This is a genomic window from Phenylobacterium sp. NIBR 498073 (genome assembly GCF_027286305.1).
GTDB lineage: Bacteria > Pseudomonadota > Alphaproteobacteria > Caulobacterales > Caulobacteraceae > Phenylobacterium.
Genome location: NZ_CP114599.1, coordinates 1408452 through 1424514 on the forward strand (window position 1 = coordinate 1408452; position 16063 = coordinate 1424514).

Below are 16063 nucleotides of genomic sequence, written 5' to 3' on the forward strand. Positions count from 1 at the left end.
GACGGATAGGTCTCACCATCCGAACCTTTTAGCTGTGCTGGGGAGGTGCGTATGGCGAAGTTGCCCAAGAAGTTCATCGATCGCGTCCAAGCGAAGCTGAAGCCCTATCAGGGGATCGTCACGTCGCACCGGAGTCGTGATGTGTCCGAGGCCGACACCGTGACGGTGGTAAAGGACGTGCTGGCCGATGTATTCGGCTACGACAAGTACGCAGAACTGACCAGCGAGCAGCAGATCCGTGGCACGTTCTGCGACCTAGCCATCCAGATCGACGGTAGCATCCGGTTCCTAATTGAGGTGAAGGGCGCGGGCAGCACGCTGAGCGATGCCCATCTGCGGCAGGCGGTGAACTATGGTGCTCACCAAGGAATTGAGTGGATCATCCTGACCAATGCCGTCGAGTGGCGCTTCTACAAGGTCGAGTTCGCTCAGCCGATCAGCTGGGATGAGATCACGAGGTTCACCCTGCCGGAGCTAAATCCGAAGTCGCAAGGCGACTTGGAGAAACTGTTCTTGCTGGCGCGCGAGGGGCTGCCGACCAACGCGATCAGCGCCTATCACCAGCATCAGCAGGTGGTGAACCACTTCACTGTCGCGCAGATGCTGCTGTCGGAGTCGGTGGTCGGCGTTGTGCGGCGGGAGATGCGGCGGCTGTTTCCGGAATTGAAGGTTGAGCCCGCTGACATCGCAGACCTGCTGGTCAACGGCGTGCTGAAGCGCGAGGTCGTCGTCGACGGGGAGCGGGTGCAGGACGCGCGCACGCGGATCAAGAAGGCAGAGCAGAAGTTGCAGCGTGTGGCGAAGAGGGCGGCTGAGGCGGCGGAGTAGGTGGTCCCCTAGAGCACGGCAAGCCGGTCGGCGAGCGCGGAGCTTTGAGCGCTCAATGTACTGCGCCGGCAAACGCCTCGCGATGATGCGCCAAGAACGCTGGATGTGGCCAATGCCGCCGCTCCGTCGGCATGTGCAGGCCTTCATGCTCCGGTCTGAATAGTCGCCGCAGTTCGGTGGGCACCCGGTTGTGAGCTACTAACAGACGATGGTTCTCGTCGATGGAGATCAGATGGCGGTCGAACAGCCAGTGAACTGTCGCTGAAAGCGCGATGCCATTTTGGACGACATCGGGGCCGCCGACCGCCACTGGCTTGATGTGCGCCGCTTGGACTTCGGCACGACCGCCGCCGTTGATGATCTTTAGGCCCGTCACCGCGCAGCGGTCGTCGTAGGCTCGGCAGACCTCAAGGCGGAAGTTGGCATCGCGGATTTTCCGGTTCACCAGCATTTCCTCGATGCGTCGTTCCGCAGTTTCGGCGACGCCGTAGTCCGTAGGCAACGGAGGAAATTCGGCCGTGGGAAAGTCGAGACCGAGACGAATGGCGTTCTCTGGAGCCAGCGTCTCACTCAACCCGGCTAGCACGATAGCGTTGAAGTCCTCCGGGAGGATGGCGCGCATCGACTTGCCTTGTAGCGCCTGCCCGACGCGATTTGGGTCGGGAATTTCGCGCAGCGACGCCTCGGCGTAGCGTCCGTTCCTCACGAGGGGTACGGGCGTCGGGAATTCAAGGTAGTCGGCCACGTAGGCGTAGTAGTGGCCTGCACGATCAATGTCGGGTTGAACGCCGACTACGCGCGCCGTCGCAACATAGGCCCGTCGGCCACCATTGCGTTGGGGTTCGCGAAACAACACCCAGTCGCCGACCGCGTTGCGTGCAGCCTCGAGGTAGTTGCTCCTAGCGGGAAAGTGGTAGCGGTGGGTGATGTCGTCATCGTACCCCGATCCGGGTTTAACATCGAAAACGGCTTTCACGAACGCACTCCATCTTGCATCGCAAAGTAGAGCTTAGTTGCGCCCGGAGTGAAGGGCTCTGCCCCCACTGCATGCACCGCAAAGATTCGGTACTTGCCCTCCTCGCAGCCGACGAAACGCTCGCCGTCGATGGCCGCCTTGGCGGCGTCGAAGGTGTCGAACAGGCAGTGGGCGTTGACCGGGAGTTGGTCGGCCATGGCGTTGCAGGAGAGCGGCGAGCACTCGATGACGTCGCCGTAGGCGATGACGTCGTAGCCGAGCAGGTGCTTTTCGGCGGGCGGGACCGGATGGGTGGGGGCTAGCTCGTCCGTCGGGTAGGGGCGCCAGCCTTCGTCGGGCAGGTGCTGGGTGTTCCACGCGAGTTCGAGCGGGAAGGCCTCGTAGTAGTAGAGGCGCGGGTCGGTCGGCAGGGCGAGGTCCTCGGCGGCGATGAGGTCGAAGATCGCCTGCGGGCTGTCGAACAGATCCATCCCGTTATGCCGCCAGTAGCGCGTGTAGTCGGCGAAGGGCTTGGCGAAGCAGCCGCTGACCGAGGCGATCTCGTGCACGTGCGGGGCGGTGATCCAGGTCGGGCGCGGCTGGGCGGCCTTGAGCATGTAGCCGGCGGGGATCAGGAGCGGGTTGCGGTCGGACATGGCTCGGGCTTCATTGCACGTTCGAGCCATGGTTGAGCGAATGAAACCCAGAGTCACGGTCTGTCTGCGTCCCGACGGGACTTTCAAGATGCTGATGAACGAGGCCGGGCGCGACCTGCTGGTTCGAGAGCTGCAGAGTCTGAACCGGGAGTGGGACCACTTCCATCTCGACGGCTATGACGAGCCGGAGTTGCCGACCGACGTGCCGCTGTCGGCGGTGGCCTATCATGAAGACGATCAGGTTCTTCGGCACGGCAAGGTGCTGCTGCGGCCGGACGACTGGGACCGGCAGTACTATCCGCACGTGATGGCGGAGGACGCGGCGGGCGGCGAGGGCTGAGGCGTGCCGGCGCGATCTGGTGGGCCCCGGTCTTCGGCTTCGCCGAAACCGGGATGACGCCTTACATGTTCCCATTTTGTTCTTGCGTTTCGGCGCGGCTGTGAGACACTGAAGCCTTCTCATTTGCTGTCGTGGGGGCTTGATGCCTTCGTCATTGCCGGGGCCTGGGCGGGCCGGGGGTCGGGCGCCTGTGCGGTATTCGTCGGAGCTGGGGCGCGAGATCTGCGCGCGGGTGGCGGCGGGGGAGAGTCAGCATGCTCTGGCTCGGGAGCCGGGGATGCCGTCGCGGCGGACGTTCCGCGACTGGGCGCTGCGCGATCCTGAGTTCGGGGCGGCGTTCGAGGCCGCCAAGCAGGAGGGACGGCGGCGGCAGATCGCGGCCGACCGGGAGGCGGACCTGGCGCCGGGGAGCGGCAAGCTCTGGCGGCGGATGATGGCCCAGGCCTCGCCGAAGCGGCGGCGCGGGGGCAGCGTCTCGATCCTGACCCCGGAGCTGGCCGAGGAGATTTGTCTGAGGATCGCCGGCGGCGAGAGCGTGCTGGCGCTGTCGGCCGATCCGGACATGCCCTGCGCCGGCTCGATCTATGGCTGGGCGCGGCGCGAGGACTGGTTCCGCGAGATGTACGTGCGCGCCAAGGAGATCGCCGCCGACGTTCATTTCGACCTGGCCTACGAGGTGGCGATGGAGGCGACCGAGGACACCGTGCGCGGCGACCGGCTGCGGGTGCAGGTGCTGCGCTGGCGGCTGGCCCTGATCGAGCCGAAGAAATACGGCGTGCGGCGGATGCTGGGGCCGGCGGCGGAGGGCGAGCGCGACGGGGAGAGCGGGCCGCAGCCGTTCGGGATCGAGCTGGTGAACTTCGTGCCGGGGCCGGGCGGCGGCTGGCGGGAGTTGGAGTAGCGGCGGCGCGGCCCCCCTCACCCTAGCCCTCTCCCCCACGGGGGCGAGGGGACGTTTGGGGGCAGGGTGCGAACATCTTCTCCTCTCCCCGCTTGAGGGGAGAGGTTGGGTGAGGGGAGGCGGCGCGGAGCGGCGCTCTGCTGGGTCGGCGGCGGCGATGCGGAGGGGCTGTGGCCCCCCTCACCCTAGCCCTCTCCCCCACGGGGGCGAGGGGACGGTGCGTTGTGGGGGCAGGCGTCTGCTCCTCTCCCCGCCTTCGCGGCGGGTTCCTTACGCGCGGCGCATGGTGGTGATCGGGACCGGGGGCTTGAGCCACTGGCCGCGCTGGTCCTTGAACTTGGTCTCGCCGTTGGTGGGCAGGGAGAGGATCTTTTCGACCACGCCCATGCCCTGGACCACGCGGCCGAAGGCGGCGTAGCCGAGGTTGTCGCCCTTGGCCGCCGGGTTGGCGTCGAGATAGGGCTGGTCGCCGACGCAGATGAAGAAGTTGCTGGTCGCCGTGCCGGTGGCGAAGCGGCCGAGCGAGATCGTGCCGTTGAGGTGCTTCAGGCCGGTCTTGGTCGTGCTCTCGTGGGCGATCGGCGGGAACGGGCGGACCTTGGCGTCCGGGGCGCCGACGATGGTGCCGTCCTTGGCTGCGCCCGGCGTGCGGGCGGCGCGGAAGAAGGTCCCGCCGTCATAGGACCTGGCGTCCACATAGCGCAGGAAGTTGGCGACGGTGAGCGGGGCGCGGCGCGGCTCCAGCTCGACGACGATCACGCCGCGCGGGGTCTTGATGGCCACCCGCGGCTTGGCGGCGGCGGCCAGCGCGCTCTGCGGGGCGGCGAGGATCAGGCCGCCGGCGGCGATCAGGCGGCGTCGGGTGGGGGCGTCCATCTTGGGCTCCTCGGCGGCGGGGGCGTTCGGCTTAGCAGGGATCGGGGGGCGGTTCAGCCCTTCGGGCGGCCGCGGCGTGCGGCTTCGCGCAGCGGGCCGCGGCCGTCGGTCCCGTGCCAGATCTGCATCTGCACGCCGTCCGCGTCGGTCGCATAGCGGAACTGGCCGCGGGTGAGGTCGGGCGTGCCGAGGATCTCCGCGCCCTCGCCGCCGAGCCCGTGGCAGGACGCGCAATGGGCCTGGTAGAGCGGCACGGCGCGGACGATGGCGGCCTGGTCGCGCGGGGCGCCGGCCAGGGCCAGGACGTATTCGGTGAGGTCGGCGATCTCCGAGGGGGCGAGCTCGCCGGTGTCGCCGAAGGCCGGCATGGCGGCGGTCTGCGGCCAGGCGGTGAGGCGGGCGGTCTCGGAGGTTCGGGGGGTCTGCTGCAGGGCGGCGGCGCCGAGGCCCAGGGCGGCGACCAGGCCGGCGCAGAGGAAGGCGGGTACGCGGGACATCGGCGCACTCTAGGGCCGGCGGGGGGCGGGCGCCTAGACGGGCGTCAAACTCTCGCGCCGGCGGACGGGGGCTGCTCAGCGCGGGGCCAGGGCGCCGGCGAAGTCGATCACGCACATGGCGCCATAGGCCGCGTGCGGGCCGCAGGCGACGCCGGCCAGGCTGTAGCCGGCCCCGAAGATGGTCTTGCGGTGGCCGCGGCCGGGGACGCGGCTGTCGACGATCAGCTGGACCACCACCTCGCGGGCCTCGGCGTAGCCGTAGGAGATGGCCTCGGCGCTGAGGCCGGCCCAGACGCCCTCGGTCTTGAGCCGCGCGGCCAGGCCGCCGGCGGCCGCGCCGTGGCCTTCGGTCCCGCGGCGGGCCTGGGCGCGGACATGGGCGCCGGCCGCGGCCTGCAGCCCGGCATGGGCGCGCAGCGGCGGCAGCGGCCGCTGGGCCAGCAGGAAGCCGATCGCCTCGTCGACCACGCGCGGGTCCTCGTCGCGCAGCGCCCAGCCGCCCGAATCCAGGGCTTGCGACAGCTCGTCGGCGTACCGGGCGGGATTGGCGCGGGCGTAGTTGAGCTCGGCCAGCACCTGCGCCTCCAGCCCGCGGGCCTGGGCGGGGAGCGGCAGGGCGAGCGCGGCGAGCAGCACGGCGAGGCGCGCGCGAAGGGACATCGTGACCACGCACGAACTCCAGCTAGTCAGACGTCCCCCGGCCAAGCTCTAGCGGGGTTCGCGCCGGCCGCGCCCTGCGGCAAAGCGCGCCGGCTCTAGAAGCCGACGAACACCGTGGCCTCGTCCACCGACCTGCGTTCGGAGACCACGGCGTTGGCCGGGAAGCTCTCGTCGGGCCAGCCGAGGGCGACCGCCTTCATGATCACCTGGTCGTCGGCGATGCCGGCGTGCTCGCGCACCACCGGCGACTGCATGATGCCCTGGCTGTTGATCACCGCGCCGAGGCCGCGCGACCAGGCGGCGTTGACGAGGGCCGTGGTCACCGCCCCGCAGTCGAACGGGGTGTCGTCGCTGCCGGCCAGCACCCGGTCGTAGGTGACGATGACGCAGACCGGGGCGTCGAACTGGCGGAAGCCGCGCAGCACCCAGTCCTGGCGCATCTCCTTGTCCTCGCGGGCGATGCCCATGGCCGCGAACAGCTGCTTGGCGACCCCGACCTGGCGATCGCGGTGCGAGCCGGCGAAGGCCTCGCCGGTGCGGAACTCGCGCGAGTGCGGGATGCCGGCCAGGTTGCGTTCGGTGTTGCCGGCGCGGATCCTGTCCAGCGGCTCGCCGGTGAGGACGTAGAAGTTCCACGGCTGGGTGTTCATCGACGAGGGCGCGCGCATGGCCAGGCCGATGATCTCCTCGATCAGCGCGCGCGGGACCGGATCGGGCTTGTAGCCGCGGATGCTGCGGCGGCCGAGGATGACGTCGTCGAACTGCATGATGGGGCCCAGATTCATTGGCGCAGGCGCAGAGAACTGCCAGCATTCCGCAGCGAAAGCCAATGGGGCTGTGTTCGCGCGCCGCGCGGCGAGCCGACGGCGCGGGCCGCTAGTCGATGATGTCGACGACGGCCCCGACGGCGCCTCCGATGGCCGCGCCCTTGCCGGCGTTGCCCGACAGGCTGCCAATCCCCGCCCCGACGGCGGCGCCGGTGGCGGTGGCGCAGGCGGCGAGCATCACGCTGAGGGCGATCGCCGCGAAGGTGGAGCCGAGCCTGTTCATGTCGGGGTCCTACTTGGCCGGAGGAAATTGCGGTTTGGCGATCTCGCGCCAGACCACGGAAAGGATGGGCTTGTTCAACTGGGTCGGGTTGGCGCGGTACCAGCCGTCGACCACGCGGACGGCTTCTTCCAGATCGGTGTGCTTGAGGCCGCGTTGGGCGGTCCGCGAGAACGTCTGTTCGGAGCCTGGCAAGTTCTTGGCGTCCCATGCGGCGCCGACGGAGATCATGTTCGAGACGCCCGCGAGATAGGCCCGTTGCTGCTCGATCGAGGAGCGCTTCCAGTCGTTGCCGTCTGCGAGGTGGGTGAGGATCGGCTGGGCCGCGGCGGGCCAGGCCGCCAGCAGCGCGACGGCGACAAAGAGCGGCGAGCGGCGGCGCATACGCAGGTCCTTCCTTCGTGCGAGAGCTCCTGCGCGGCAGCTGTACGACGGCGTCGCCGGAAGGTGGATCGGGCGAAACCCGCAATGCGGGGCGCGGGCGGGCCTGACGCCCTGGGCGAGCGCTGCGCTTACGAGCGCAAGCCCGTGGCCTGGTAAGCGCGCAGCCTGCCGAGATGCTCGCGCAGCAGGCCGTCGGCGGCGACGAAGGCGCGGCGCGCGACCACGCCGACGGCGAAACTCAGGGGCACGGCCAGGGCGATGTTCGCCGGGTCGGACAGGCCAAGCGGCCTCAGGCCGTGGATCACGACCGGATGCAGCAGGTAGACGTAGAGCGTCGCGGTTCCGAGGCTGGCGGCCAGGCGCGCGAGGGCGCGCGGCGCCGGGATCGACAGCCGCAGCGCCAGGACGGCCAGCGCCGCGGCGGCGACGCCGAGCACCTGCAGGCTCATGTCGATCTGGACCAGCAGGGCGAGGGTGAGGGCCGCCATGGCGAGGGTGACTGCGACCTGCCGCGGGCCGCGCATGGTCTGCATCAGCCAGCCGATCACGAAGATGCTGAACGCCTCCGGCAGGCCGCGCTGAGCGACATAGGGCAGACCCGGCCCGTGCTCCACGAGCGCCAGGCCCGCCAGCGCGAGCGCCAGCAGCCCGGACACCGCCAGCCCCGATCGCCAGGGCCGCGTCGCCGCCTGCCGTCGCAGGCCGGGGACGGCGGCGACCAGCGCCATCGCCGCCACGATCTGGGCGTAGAGGCTGACGAACCAGAACGGTCCGAGCAGCGAGCCGAACATCAGCGGCTGGTAGTTGCCGAGCAGCAGGACGTAGCTGAGCGGCGGGGCCTCGCGCGCCAGGCCATAGGCCGCCAGCAGCGCGAAATAGATCGGCACGATCGGGTAGAGCATGCGCCGGGCGAACCCGATGGCGTCGCCTTCGGCGATCGGCCGAAGCTGAAAGCGGCCCATGGAGAAGCCCATGACCGCGATCAACGCCCAGGTCCCGCCGCGGAGGGGATAGGCGCTGGCGTGCTGGGCGACGACGAGCGAGATCGCCGCCAGCCGCAGCAGCAGGTCGGTGTCGATCCGCGCCGGCGGCGGGCGGGTCGCGCTGGCCGGGACCAGGGCCTCGAGCGCCGCCAACGGCATGTTCTCCCAGCCCGGCGGGGCGCGGCCCAGGCGTTCCTCGAGCGCCATCTGCATGGTGAGGTAGCTCAGCGAGTCGCCGCCGAGCCCGGTGAAGCTGTCGCTTGGCCCGACCTTGGCGCTGCGGGTGGCTTCGCGCAGGATCGCGGCCAGGCTGCCCGACAGGACGGCGTGGCGACGGGCGGCCATGGCTGCGTCGGCCGCCTCGGCGGCGATCTGCTCCAGCGCCTTCTGGTCGATCTTTCCCGACGGCAGGAGCGGCGGCTCGGGCAGCGGCGCGGCGGCGATCTCGGCCGGCGGCAGGTTGTAGAGGCCGGCCACGGCGGCCCGTGCGGCCTCGACCTGGCCGGCCTGACGCACCAGCAGCACCAGCCGGTCGCCGGCGGCGACGGCGTGCGCCGGGACGCCGGCCTCGCTCAAGGCCTGCTCGATCTGGTCCAGGCTGAGCCGAAGGCCGAACAGCTTCACGAAGCGCTTCATGCGCCCGACGATGCGGTAGTAGCCCGCGGCCGTGCGCTCGGCGATGTCGCCGGTCCGTAGCTGAGCTGGCCCGGGCGGGGCGGCGAGCCCGGCGCGATCGACGGCGTAGCCCATCATCACATTGGGGCCTTCATAGACCAGTTCGCCCGGCCGGCCGGGGCCGAGGATCTCGCCGCCGGACTCGTCGGCCAGCCAGATCCGCCCGCCCGGGATCGCCTGGCCGATGGTGTCGGCGGCTTCGGGCAGAGCCGAGGGCGGCGTCCAGGAGATGCGCGGCGCGGCCTCGGTCTGCCCGTACATCAGCACCAGGTCCCAGCCGCCGTCGCGGCCGAGCGCCGCAAAGCGCCGCGCGGTCTCCGGGGCGAGCCGGCCGCCGGCCTGGGTGACATAGCGCAGGCGCGGCAGCTCGACGCCGGAGAAGCCGGCCGCAGCCAGGAGGTCGAACTGGTGCGGCACCAGGGCCAGGCTGGTGACCCCGGCGGCACGCGCCTCAGCGAAGAACGCCGGGTCGGACACCGAGCGGTCGGTCAGCGCCAGCGTCGCCCCGGCCGACAGGTACGAGTTCAGGACCGACATTCCGTAGGAGTAGAAGAACGGCAGGGTGGTCGCGGCCCGGTCCTGGGCGCTCAGGCCGAGGTACTCGGCGATGGACGCGGCGTTGGCGGCGATGTTGCGGCGCGAGAGGCGGACCATCTTCGGCTCGCCCGTGCTGCCGGACGTCGACAGGAGAAGCGCCAGGTCGGGATGCGGCGGCGGCCAGGCCGCGTCCCGCCAGCCGGCCCGCGCCTCGGCGGCGAGTCGTCCGTCGGCGCCCGCCTTCAGGTGAATGTCGGGGGTCCATACCTGCTGGATGCGGCTGCCGGGCGGGCTCGAGCCGGGTTCCTGGAGCATCACCGGAAAGCCGGCGCGCAGGGCGCCCAGATAGGCCGCGACGGCCTCGCCCGTCGTGGGGAAGTCGAGCAGCACCAGCGGGACGAAGTCGCCGGCCAGCGTCCGCAAGCGATCGGCCCAAGCCTCGGCGTTCTGCGAGAGCGTCCGGTAGCTCGTCTCGCCGCCCTGGGCCGAGACCAGGGCCGGCCTGTCCGGGTCGGTGACCTCCAACGTCCAGAACGGCCCCATTGCTACCCCGAAAAGTAGTTCCCCGTTGCGCAACTCTACATTGGGGCCGGCGTCTGTCCATCGGTCAGGCTCAGGGGGAGGCCATCGAGATGCTCGATGGATCTGGCCAAATTGGGCGTGTCGGATCGATGTCCTTGCGGCCCATCGAGCGATCGCCGAAGCTCGGCAACCGAACGTTGCGGGTGCGCGTGGCGCGCGGCGTCGGCAGGAGGGTCGGACCATGGTCTTGCGACGGGTTCTGGCGGCGAGCGGACTGATCCTGGCGTCCGCGGCGCCGGCCGTGGCGCAGGAGGCCCCGACGCTGCTGGGCTGGACGCTCGACAGCGTCCGCGGCGGCGTTCGCTACGCCCCCGACTACCTCGGATCGGACGACTACCGGGCCTGGTTCACCGGCGCGGTGGTGCTGGTGCGGCGCGACGCGGCGCCGACCCCCAAGGGCGCGCCGGACGACGGGGTGAGCCTGGGCCTGATCGGGACCGGGCCGGTGACCGCCGGGGTGGTCGGACGATGGCGCTCGTCGCGCGAGGACGACAACGACCTGCGCGGCTTCGAGAAGATCGACGCGACCGTGGAGGCCGGCGGCTTCGTCAACTGGTGGCCGACGGACTGGCTGCGATTGCGGGCCGAGGCCCGCCGCGGCTTCGGCGGGCATGACGGCTGGGCGGGCGATTTCGCCGCCGACGCCATCGTCCGCGGCGAGCGTTGGACGTTCACGGCCGGGCCGCGCCTCGACTGGGGCGACGACGACTTCACCAGCACCTATTTCGCGGTCACGCCGCAGGACGCCGCGCGCAGCCCGCTCGGGCTCGCGGCTTATGCGCCGAGCGGCGCCACCTGGTCGCCCGGGCTGGTCGCCAGCGCCGAGTATCGGGTGACGCCGCGCTGGAGCGTGCAGAGCGTGGCCACCTATTCGCGGATCACGGGCGATGCGGCCGACAGCCCGATCGTCGAGGACCTGGGCTCGCCGGACCAGTTCAGCATCAGCCTCAGCGCGCGCTACACCCTCGGCCAATGAGGGGGGCGACATGAGCTGTCGACCTAAATCGTTGAAATTGTTCGGTTATGACCAGATCTCGACCGAGCCCTCGAACGCCTGAGCTTTGGTCGCGACGAATCCAATTCTCCGAAACGTCCGCAATGGGCGCGGCGCTGCGAGCATCCGCAACGGGTCGGAGCCGAATTGGCCCGCCCAGCCGACGGCGGCCGCCGAGAGCGCTTGGCGAAGGGGCCTGCTTTCGACCGATTGCGGACATCGACGACGGGGCAGCGACCTGACTGCTCAGGGCTCTTGGCGGACCACCGCTACGGCCGCTTCTGGGCGCCAAGCCTGGTGCGGGTCGTCATGAGTGGCCTTGGCGCAGAACTGACCTCCCTCACTGTGAAGTCTTTCTGAGTGGCTGTAGGCCAGGGGCAGGGCTTTCCTGGGAGGCCGCTAACCCGATTGGGCTGAGTGGTGAAAACTAAGAAGCCCGGCGGTCAGTGCGAACGACGCAGCTATGGCGAGCCCCAGTTTTGGCGCATCGGCCCCGACCGTCAGACTAAATAGCAAGGTCATGATGAGGGCGCCGATGATCTGGCCGGCGACGCGGGCGGTGCCCTGCATGCCTCCGGCCGCTCCGCTGCGTTCCGCCGGGGCAGACAAGAACATGTTTCGATTGTTCGGCGTCTGGAACAACCCAAAGCCAATTCCGCATAGAGCGATCGCGGCGATGAGCGCAGGGGGCTGTTCAAGCAGGGCGCAGGTCGCGGCGCCGGAGAGGCCGGCGCAGAGGCTTAGGGCCCCGATGACGCAAAGCCTGCTTGTCGGCACGCGATCTGCCAGGCGACCGGCGACGATGGCGGTCGCGGCGACGCTCAGCGGCCAGGGCGTGAGGTAAAGTCCGGTCGCGAACGGGGTGAGCTTCAGTTCGTGTTGGAGGTAGAAGGGCAGCGCCAGGAGCCCGGCCGATTGCGCGGCGAAACAGCTGACCGACGCAAAGACGGACGTTCGAAATGGCCGGGCGCGCAGCAGATCCAACGGGAACATCGGGGCGCGCTTCTTCGCCTCCCGCTGGACGAGCAGCGCAAGCCAGGCGATAGCCAGGGTTAGAGACGCTGCCGCCCAGAACGGGGCGCTAGTGGCCAACTCGGTCGACAGGATGAGCAGCGCAAACATGCCGGCGTTCAAGGCGATGCTCATCGGATCCAGCGACGTCGAGCGCTCCGGCGACGCCGGCATTGCGCGGGTCGCCGCGGCCGCCACGATCGCGAGAGGGAGCGGCGCTGCAAACAGCCACGGCCAACTCGCGTGGGCCAGGATGGCGGCGCCGAGGCCTGGCGCCGCAGCCGAAGCGATAGCGACGGTGAGCGCATTCCATCCGATCGCGGCGCCAAGGCGGCTGCTGGGAACCGCGAGGCGAAGGAGCGCGACGCCCAGCGCCATCACCGCGGCGCCGCCAATCCCCTGAACCAACCGGGCCGCCACTAGCCACTCTAGAGATGGAGCTTTTGCGCATAACACCGATGCTGCGGCGAAGGTCGCAACACCGAGCGTGAACACCCTGCGAAAGCCAAACCGCTCGCCGAGCGCACCACACGGCAGCAGCGCCATGACCAGGCCCGCCTGGTACGCAGTGATGATCAGGATGGACTTTGCGGGTGTCACATTCAGGGCGCGGCCGAGGCTCGGCAGGGCGACATTGGCGATCCCGGCGTCCAGCACGACCAACGCCATGGCCGACAGAACGCCCGCGATGGTGACGCCGGAACGCAAGCTTGAGAGCTGTGCGCTCGGCGTGGCGGGACTCGGGGCAAGAGCGGTCATCTCGCGGCCGGCGCCCACACGCCGCTCTGCTCGACATAACGGGTCAGCCTGCGTTCGACGCGATCCTCGACCCGAAGATCACGGTCCGTGAACCTGAAGAGCAGGGCGGACTGCGAGCGGCATCGCGTGTCGTGGACGTCGCCGGGAAGATAGACCTGCACCTGGCCGCTTTGAACGACGGTGCTGTTGCGCTGAACCAGTCGGATTGGCCCGTTCTGATCCTCCACAGGAGCATAGGTCCGCATTTCGATCTCACCATCCTGAATGGCGTAGATCACCCAGCCTCGACCGTGGTCATGGGGCGCGCGGTAGAGGCCAGCCTGCTCTGTGTGCGCGAGCAGCACGAAGCCATGTTCGGGATCGCGATAGAGTTCCTGGTTGGCCGGTGCGGTCCGGAGAAGCTCCGCGAGCCAAGCTTCCGAGGCAGGTGTCTTCACGAGCTCAGTTAGGTAGCTTTGGCATTCCGTGACCAGTTCCGTGGTCAGCGGACCCCAGGCGGCTCGCACCTGCTCGACAAACTTCTGAAGGGAGTTGGTGGGCATGAATTCATCCTTCGCGGTTGACGGATGAAGCGTACGGGCCTTCAACGCATGGCGGAACGCGCAGCAATTGCACTCTAATAGTGCGTCTGACGCCATGTATTGGAAGCCGCCATGTCGACGCCCGACCTCAATCTGCTGTTCGCCCTGGACGTGTTGCTGGCTGAGGGAAGCGTTGCGGCTGCAGCGCGGCGCCTTCGGCTCAGTCCATCGGCGATGAGCCGCACGCTTGCGCGATTACGAGAGACGACTGGCGACCCTCTCCTTGTGAGGGCCGGGCGAGGGCTTGTAGCGACTCCGCGTGCGATCGCGCTACAGCCGCAAGTCAGTCAGATCGTAAAGGAGGCCGCAGCATTGCTTGCGCCGGTGGAGGGCCTGGATATCGCAACCTTGGCGCGGACCTTCACGCTGCGGACCAGCGACGGCTTCGTTGAGTGTTTCGGCCCTAGTCTGATCGCCAAAGTGAGCGCGGAGGCTCCGACTGTCCGCCTCAACTTCCTGCAGAAGCCCGACAAGGACAGCGGTCCGCTGCGTGAAGGTCGGGTCGACCTCGAAACGGGCGTCGTCGATGCGTCGCTGGGCCCGGAGCTGCGCACCCAGGCGCTGTTCCTCGACCGTCTCATCGGAGTTGTGCGGGCGGGGCACCCCCTTGCGAACGGCGAGGTCACGGCCAAGCAGTACGCGGCGGCGCGTCACGTCATTGTTTCGAGGAGCGGCTTTGAGGCGGACGCCGTGGATCGTCCCTTCCTGCCGGAGGATCTGACACGCCAGGTGGCGAGCGTCGTGGGCGGCTTCGCGGTCGCCTTGTCGTTGGCGCGCACCTCCGACTTGGTAGCGACGGTTCCCGAGCGCCATAGCGAGATCCTGCGCGAGGGGATGTTCAGCTTCCCAATCCCCGCAGACACCAAGCCATTCACCGTGGCCATGCTTTGGCATCCTCGCCTTGACGCCGATGCCGCGCATCGCTGGTTGCGGGGATGCGTGCGCGAGGTCTGTTCGTCCACGGCGGGCAGCTCAGGGCCAGCCTAGGGCATTTTTCATCCCCTATATGGCATGTCCGATTGCGGCGCCCTTCTAAAGTTCCGCTCCTGGCGCAACCCAGACCGTCCACCCACAATGGGCGCGCGTTATCGAAACTGGCGTCCGGCCCAGCTATGTGGCTGCACTCACAGAGGATTAGGCTCGCGCCGAGCGACGGCATGCCGCTACGAATTCACCGATTTCCGGGCCCAGGGAATACTTTGGTTTGCGGATCACATCGAACCGACGCAGGGAGCGGCCGTGAGACATTGCGTCTAGAGTCTTGAGCAGCCGAGGCTCCGATCGCTCATCCGCGACATAGCGATAGCTAAGTCGCCCAGCGCCCGACCAGTGTTCAAAGATCTCACGGTTGAAGGCGAGTGTCTGGGTTGGTCCCCAGTCGATCCGAAAGGGCATTTCTCGAACGGGGGGTGGCTGCCATTCGTGCTCCGGATTGTTCGTTTGAGGTACTTGAGCTCCCCAGTCCAGAACCATGCGAACGGCGCCACTCCTGAGACACTGGACCGCGAGGGTGTCGGGAATTGGCAAGCCGATCAGCGGTGGCCGTGCTGCTTGCTTTAGCTCCGAAGCGATGTGTCCCAGGTCGTGGCTTTCAGGCGCGTAGCTCTTCCACGGAGCGGAGCGCGGTGCGCAGCTTGCTGGGAACGCGCTCGCTAGTATCGTGAGAACTAATAACACCTGCCTTGGTGACACGCTGTGCTCCGCGCGAGGTGGGAGGCTCCTGGACGTGCAAATTTGTGTCTGCTTCCCGGACACAGTCCAGAGTCCGCTGCTGGCGCTGAGGAGACATTCATCGACGGAGTGTCGGCCTTTAGTCGTGAGCTAGGCCGTCGATGTCATCGGGTGATGACTTTCCGCGCAGGGGCCGGTGGGCTCCGCCTCCGGCCCCGTGTTTTGCGGGCTCCTGTCGCGGCTAGGCCGCGACCGCCGGGCCAGGATAAGCGATGCTTGCCGAACGAATATGCGCGTCCCGCGCCGGACTGAGGAAGCGGGCCGCCAAGCTGCCGTCCTTCAGATAAAGTTGGATTTCACTCCAGATCCCGGCCCGAGCTAGTCGATCGGCCAGGCGACGGGCCGCTCTTTCGGCCTCGCGACCGCTTCGGAAGATCATATCATTGGAGACGTTGTCGATCGTAAGTTTCCAGCCGTCAGGCAAGGCTGTGACTGCGATCACCCGCACGAGTCATTCCCCTCCATCTCGCGGTTTCAGGCTCGCGGAGCGCCGTCGCCGGCGGCCGAGCCCGGTCGGGCCTGGTCGGAAATCACCCAGTTGGTCGAGCCGAGCAATCGCCGCTCGTATCTCATCCAGACGTACGGGCTCCGGCGTCCCCAGAAGCCAGCGCAATCTCGGCTCGTCCTGTACAGCCGAGGCGTCAGACGCCCACGAGCAGAGAATTTCGCGCTTCTGCTGCGTGGTGAGATGGGGATCCTTGAGGACATCCAGCGGATCGATGAAGCCGACCGCGGGACGCACGCCGCGTTCGAGTATGGCTTTGAGGCCGTGGGACGCTCCGAGCCCCTGGCCCCAGATGAGACCTTCGGACGTCGCAAGACGCATCGTCAGACTCCCTTGGTTCCTACCTTTCTGTTTCTCGCCTGATCCGTATTGGAAGGCGCGCCGATGAATTGGAGGGGCCAACCCAAATTTCAAGAGGGCGCCTGTCGCGGTCGGAACCTGGCGTAAGTCTGTCTATCCGCGGAGGTCTCGCCTTTGATCTCCAGCAGGCGCTACTTGAGCTGGCTGCCCTTGCCGACACGCACCGTAGCGCTGGCGATCCAGACGCTCATCCTGGGGTTG

At 68.5% G+C, this 16063-nt stretch carries 18 protein-coding genes; 5 read left to right on the plus strand and 13 right to left on the minus strand.

The annotated features are described in order from the left end of the window. Positions 1–51: 51 nt before the first annotated feature. A complete protein-coding gene (locus tag O4N75_RS07160) occupies positions 52–828 on the plus strand; it encodes a type I restriction enzyme HsdR N-terminal domain-containing protein (protein WP_269628664.1) in 777 nt (258 codons plus the stop codon). 52 nt (positions 829–880) lie between these two features. On the opposite strand, the gene O4N75_RS07165 is transcribed toward O4N75_RS07160, so the two are convergent. Together O4N75_RS07165 and O4N75_RS07170 are read right to left on the minus strand one after the other, a co-directional pair. Next, positions 881–1804, minus strand: coding sequence for an HNH endonuclease (locus O4N75_RS07165; RefSeq protein WP_269628665.1), 924 nt, complete (start codon positions 1802–1804; stop codon positions 881–883). Continuing rightward, entirely contained in the window at positions 1801–2439 is a 639-nt protein-coding gene (locus O4N75_RS07170) for a hypothetical protein (RefSeq protein WP_269628666.1), read from the minus strand. Before O4N75_RS07170 ends, O4N75_RS07165 begins: the two co-directional genes overlap by 4 nt. A gap of 40 nt (positions 2440–2479) precedes the next feature. Here O4N75_RS07170 and O4N75_RS07175 point away from each other — a divergent pair, with 40 nt between their 5' ends. Both O4N75_RS07175 and O4N75_RS07180 read left to right on the plus strand, forming a co-directional pair. Further along, positions 2480–2779 carry a hypothetical protein gene (locus O4N75_RS07175; protein ID WP_269628667.1) on the plus strand — a complete coding sequence of 100 codons (300 nt, stop codon included), beginning with the start codon at positions 2480–2482 and terminating at the stop codon, positions 2777–2779. Between the two features lie 142 nt (positions 2780–2921). Next, on the plus strand, positions 2922–3680 hold the full coding sequence (locus O4N75_RS07180; protein WP_348649532.1) for a hypothetical protein: 759 nt from the start codon (positions 2922–2924) through the stop codon (positions 3678–3680). 270 nt (positions 3681–3950) lie between these two features. On the opposite strand, the gene O4N75_RS07185 is transcribed toward O4N75_RS07180, so the two are convergent. From O4N75_RS07185 to O4N75_RS07215, 7 genes are all read right to left on the minus strand, one after another. Beyond that, the gene (locus O4N75_RS07185) at positions 3951–4556 is read right to left on the minus strand and encodes a peptidylprolyl isomerase (RefSeq protein ID WP_269628669.1); all 606 of its coding nucleotides are present in this window, start codon (positions 4554–4556) and stop codon (positions 3951–3953) included. Between the two features lie 53 nt (positions 4557–4609). Further along, complete coding sequence (locus O4N75_RS07190) at positions 4610–5053, minus strand: c-type cytochrome (protein WP_269628670.1); 444 nt, start codon at positions 5051–5053, stop codon at positions 4610–4612. 75 nt (positions 5054–5128) lie between these two features. Beyond that, complete coding sequence (locus O4N75_RS07195) at positions 5129–5713, minus strand: CAP domain-containing protein (RefSeq protein ID WP_348649544.1); 585 nt, start codon at positions 5711–5713, stop codon at positions 5129–5131. A gap of 95 nt (positions 5714–5808) precedes the next feature. Further along, positions 5809–6498: a nitroreductase gene (locus O4N75_RS07200; protein ID WP_269628672.1), complete on the minus strand. Its 690-nt coding sequence runs from the start codon at positions 6496–6498 to the stop codon at positions 5809–5811. A gap of 91 nt (positions 6499–6589) precedes the next feature. After that, on the minus strand, positions 6590–6763 hold the full coding sequence (locus tag O4N75_RS07205) for a hypothetical protein (protein ID WP_269628673.1): 174 nt from the start codon (positions 6761–6763) through the stop codon (positions 6590–6592). A 9-nt stretch (positions 6764–6772) separates the two neighbouring features. Further along, positions 6773–7144, minus strand: a complete 372-nt coding sequence (locus tag O4N75_RS07210; RefSeq protein WP_269628674.1) for a hypothetical protein — start codon at positions 7142–7144, stop codon at positions 6773–6775. Between the two features lie 128 nt (positions 7145–7272). After that, on the minus strand, positions 7273–9882 hold the full coding sequence (locus O4N75_RS07215; RefSeq protein ID WP_269628675.1) for a non-ribosomal peptide synthetase: 2610 nt from the start codon (positions 9880–9882) through the stop codon (positions 7273–7275). Between the two features lie 220 nt (positions 9883–10102). Between O4N75_RS07215 and O4N75_RS07220 the strand changes: the two genes are divergently transcribed. Further along, positions 10103–10897 (plus strand): MipA/OmpV family protein, encoded by a 795-nt coding sequence (locus O4N75_RS07220; protein ID WP_269628677.1) that lies wholly within the window; start codon positions 10103–10105, stop codon positions 10895–10897. Positions 10898–11314: 417 nt separating this feature from the next. Here the strand turns inward: O4N75_RS07220 and O4N75_RS07225 are convergent, their stop codons facing one another. Both O4N75_RS07225 and O4N75_RS07230 read right to left on the minus strand, forming a co-directional pair. Further along, the gene (locus tag O4N75_RS07225) at positions 11315–12685 is read right to left on the minus strand and encodes an MFS transporter (protein WP_269628678.1); all 1371 of its coding nucleotides are present in this window, start codon (positions 12683–12685) and stop codon (positions 11315–11317) included. Continuing rightward, positions 12682–13227, minus strand: a complete 546-nt coding sequence (locus tag O4N75_RS07230; protein WP_269628679.1) for a hypothetical protein — start codon at positions 13225–13227, stop codon at positions 12682–12684. Before O4N75_RS07230 ends, O4N75_RS07225 begins: the two co-directional genes overlap by 4 nt. 111 nt (positions 13228–13338) lie before the next feature. Between O4N75_RS07230 and O4N75_RS07235 the strand changes: the two genes are divergently transcribed. Then, the gene (locus tag O4N75_RS07235; RefSeq protein ID WP_269628681.1) at positions 13339–14253 is read left to right on the plus strand and encodes a LysR family transcriptional regulator; all 915 of its coding nucleotides are present in this window, start codon (positions 13339–13341) and stop codon (positions 14251–14253) included. A 925-nt stretch (positions 14254–15178) separates the two neighbouring features. Here the strand turns inward: O4N75_RS07235 and O4N75_RS07240 are convergent. After that, positions 15179–15445 (minus strand): hypothetical protein, encoded by a 267-nt coding sequence (locus tag O4N75_RS07240; protein ID WP_269628683.1) that lies wholly within the window; start codon positions 15443–15445, stop codon positions 15179–15181. A gap of 3 nt (positions 15446–15448) precedes the next feature. Next, positions 15449–15823: a hypothetical protein gene (locus O4N75_RS07245; RefSeq protein ID WP_269628685.1), complete on the minus strand. Its 375-nt coding sequence runs from the start codon at positions 15821–15823 to the stop codon at positions 15449–15451. Positions 15824–16063 lie beyond the last annotated feature (240 nt).

Bases quoted from the DNA above. Each gene is read 5' to 3' on its own strand.
- O4N75_RS07175 (WP_269628667.1), top strand. From the start codon at position 2,480: ATGAAACCCAGAGTCACGGTCTGTCTGCGTCCCGACGGGACTTTCAAG.
- O4N75_RS07190 (WP_269628670.1), bottom strand. From the start codon at position 5,053: ATGTCCCGCGTACCCGCCTTCCTCTGCGCCGGCCTGGTCGCCGCCCTG.
- O4N75_RS07230 (WP_269628679.1), bottom strand. From the start codon at position 13,227: ATGCCCACCAACTCCCTTCAGAAGTTTGTCGAGCAGGTGCGAGCCGCC.
- O4N75_RS07195 (WP_348649544.1), bottom strand. From the start codon at position 5,713: ATGTCCCTTCGCGCGCGCCTCGCCGTGCTGCTCGCCGCGCTCGCCCTG.
- O4N75_RS07205 (WP_269628673.1), bottom strand. From the start codon at position 6,763: ATGAACAGGCTCGGCTCCACCTTCGCGGCGATCGCCCTCAGCGTGATG.
- O4N75_RS07160 (WP_269628664.1), top strand. From the start codon at position 52: ATGGCGAAGTTGCCCAAGAAGTTCATCGATCGCGTCCAAGCGAAGCTG.
- O4N75_RS07200 (WP_269628672.1), bottom strand. From the start codon at position 6,498: ATGAATCTGGGCCCCATCATGCAGTTCGACGACGTCATCCTCGGCCGC.
- O4N75_RS07180 (WP_348649532.1), top strand. From the start codon at position 2,922: ATGCCTTCGTCATTGCCGGGGCCTGGGCGGGCCGGGGGTCGGGCGCCT.
- O4N75_RS07235 (WP_269628681.1), top strand. From the start codon at position 13,339: ATGTCGACGCCCGACCTCAATCTGCTGTTCGCCCTGGACGTGTTGCTG.
- O4N75_RS07170 (WP_269628666.1), bottom strand. From the start codon at position 2,439: ATGTCCGACCGCAACCCGCTCCTGATCCCCGCCGGCTACATGCTCAAG.
- O4N75_RS07215 (WP_269628675.1), bottom strand. From the start codon at position 9,882: ATGGGGCCGTTCTGGACGTTGGAGGTCACCGACCCGGACAGGCCGGCC.
- O4N75_RS07220 (WP_269628677.1), top strand. From the start codon at position 10,103: ATGGTCTTGCGACGGGTTCTGGCGGCGAGCGGACTGATCCTGGCGTCC.
- O4N75_RS07185 (WP_269628669.1), bottom strand. From the start codon at position 4,556: ATGGACGCCCCCACCCGACGCCGCCTGATCGCCGCCGGCGGCCTGATC.
- O4N75_RS07245 (WP_269628685.1), bottom strand. From the start codon at position 15,823: ATGCGTCTTGCGACGTCCGAAGGTCTCATCTGGGGCCAGGGGCTCGGA.
- O4N75_RS07225 (WP_269628678.1), bottom strand. From the start codon at position 12,685: ATGACCGCTCTTGCCCCGAGTCCCGCCACGCCGAGCGCACAGCTCTCA.
- O4N75_RS07210 (WP_269628674.1), bottom strand. From the start codon at position 7,144: ATGCGCCGCCGCTCGCCGCTCTTTGTCGCCGTCGCGCTGCTGGCGGCC.